3 protein-coding genes are annotated in these 2489 nt (G+C 41.2%); 1 reads left to right on the top strand and 2 read right to left on the bottom strand.

Going from position 1 to position 2489, the window contains the following annotated elements; all coding sequences use genetic code 11:
• Window positions 1–852, bottom strand: an 852-nt coding sequence (gene pheS / locus J6I68_RS01520; RefSeq protein ID WP_292216664.1) for a phenylalanine--tRNA ligase subunit alpha, incomplete at its 3' end; no start/stop codon positions are given.
• Window positions 853–1320: 468 nt separating this feature from the next.
• Between pheS and J6I68_RS01515 the strand changes: the two genes are divergently transcribed.
• Complete coding sequence (locus J6I68_RS01515) at window positions 1321–2205, top strand: DegV family protein (RefSeq protein WP_292216662.1); 885 nt, start codon at window positions 1321–1323, stop codon at window positions 2203–2205.
• Window positions 2206–2245: 40 nt separating this feature from the next.
• Here the strand turns inward: J6I68_RS01515 and J6I68_RS01510 are convergent.
• Window positions 2246–2489 (bottom strand): EAL domain-containing protein (locus J6I68_RS01510; RefSeq protein ID WP_292216660.1); only part of this gene is annotated, 244 nt, incomplete at its 5' end.

Here is a 2489-nt window from a genome sequence, read left to right as displayed (position 1 = left end):
CCAGCCTGTTCCCTTGCAGAGATTGCAGCCTTTACCACCACATGCAAAGCAGCTGCAGTCAACCTCTACTGATGGCTCTGTGAACGGGAAGTAAGAAGGACGAAGTCTTGTTGTGGTTCCCTCACCAAAGATCTTCTGAGCAAAGGTTTCCAGCGCACCTTTAAGATCACAAAGAGTAATATTCTTGTCTACTACAAGTCCTTCCATCTGTGAGAACATAGGTGAATGTGTTGCATCGTCATCTGAACGGAAAACCTTACCTGGAGATAATATCTTAATAGGTGGTTTCTTGCTCTCCATTACATGGATCTGACCTGATGAAGTCTGTGTTCTTAAAAGGAACTCAGGACTTAGATAAAATGTATCCTGCATATCTCTTGCAGGGTGATCCTTAGGAGTGTTAAGAGCAGTAAAATTGTAGTAATCATTTTCAATCTCAGTGCCCTCATATATCTCAAAGCCCATTCCTGCAAATATGTCTATGAGAGTTTCTCTCATCTGAGTTACAGGATGAAGGTTGCCCTGATAGCGAATCTTAGCTGGCATCGTCACATCCTGCTTTTCTCTCTCATATCTGGCCTTAAGCTCTTTTTCTTTCATCTTCTTGTCCAGTTCATCAAACTGTTCAAGGGCCCATGTCTTTAGTTCGTTGACGTTTTTACCGTACTCTGCACGATCCTCTGCAGCAATGTTCTTCATCTCCTTCATAAGAGCTGAGATCTTACCACTCTTATTGTCCAAAAAGCTCTTTCTAAGCTCATAAACAAGTTTTGAGCTGTCAAGCTTTTCAGAATTTGCTTTGATCTCTTCACGAATTGCTTCAATTTGCTGGCGTAATGCGCTGTTTTCCAAAATTCCCTTCCTCCTGATAATGAATTATTAATTAGAAAATCCCTTGTGCAACAAAAGCTGCACAAGGGACGAAATTAACCGCGGTACCACCCTTATTCCTGTATATTACAGACTCTCGAAATCCATAACGAGGATTAGACGTTCCAGGCTACAAGCAATATGCCTTCACCAGGACTGCTCCGATGCGAACATTCCGATACATCTGATCTTATGAGGCTTCCAGCCGATGACCCCAACTCTCTGTAAGCACGATATATCATCTCGGGATATATATCCCACATCATCAATGCATTTATTATTATGATTACATCAAATAATTCTATTTTGTTGGCTCTAATTTGTCAACACGTAACCATTAAAGTAAAAACATTGTTTTCATTATAATAAATTGTAGGAAAAGGCTTTTAACTTATACCAATTAAATGTTATTATAGTAATGTTGTAATTTTAAAAAGAGAGGTTTTTAGGATGAGTTACGTATTAAGCTGCTGCTCAACTGCTGATCTGACAGCTGAGCACTTTAAGGAAAGAGACATTAAGTACGTATGTTTCCACTTTAATATTGATGGAAAAGACTATCCTGATGATCTTGGTGTTTCATACCCCTTCAAGAAGTTCTATGACGATATGGCTAAGGGCGCAATGACCAAGACTTCACAGGTTAGTGTTGGTGAGTACATCGCCTATTTTGAAGAATTTTTAAAGGAAGGCAAAGATGTCCTTCATCTTACACTTAGTTCAGGTATTTCCGGAACTTTAAACTCCGCTACTATCGCAAGAGATCAGCTTCTCGAGAAGTACCCGGAGCGCAAGCTCTACGTTGTAGATTCCCTTGCTGCTTCTGCTGGTTATGGTCTTTTAATGAACAAACTTGCTGATCTTCGAGACGAAGGAATGAGCATTGATGATCTGTACGCATGGGTTATCGAGCACAGGCTTGAGTGCCAGCACTGGTTTTTTGTAACAGATCTTACATACCTTATAAGAGGCGGCCGCGTTTCCAAGGCTGCAGGAATCATTGGCGGAGCACTTAATATCTGTCCTCTTCTCAACGTAGATTATCAGGGAAGACTTATCAACAGAGCTAAGCACCGTGGTCTTAACGCTGTTATCAAGGCACAGGTAGCCAAGATGGAAGAACTTGCCCAGGGCGGTCTTGATTACGACGGAGACTGCTACATTTCAAACTCTGACTGCTATGACAAAGCAAGGGCTGTTGCAGACCTTATAGAGTCCAAGTTTCCTAAGTTAAAAGGCAAGGTCAAGATCGTAAGTATCGGAACCACGATCGGAAGCCATACAGGTCCTGGAACAGTTGCTCTGTTCTTCTGGGGTTCAAAGAGAATCGACTAAGACATAATAAAAGCATCCGCTTTTAGCGGATGCTTATTTTTTAGTTGTATGAGCCCTTTACAAGTCTCTTTTCAAAGTCTTCCATAGGCATTGGGTTGTCATACAAAAATCCCTGCACCACATGGCAGCCAACTCTCTCAAGAAGCTTTGTCTGGTCAGGTCTTTCAACCCCTTCAGTTACAACACTTATTCCCAGTTCATTGGCCATTGAAACTATGTTCTTAAGAACTATCTCATCGCTCTTATTTAGTTCTTCATTATTGATGAAGGATCTGTCTATCTTG

Origin of the sequence: Butyrivibrio sp., assembly GCF_017940685.1 — a bacterium.
Taxonomy (GTDB): domain Bacteria; phylum Bacillota; class Clostridia; order Lachnospirales; family Lachnospiraceae; genus Butyrivibrio.
Note: the sequence above shows the minus strand (reverse complement) of the source record. Positions and strands in the feature narration are given on the sequence as shown.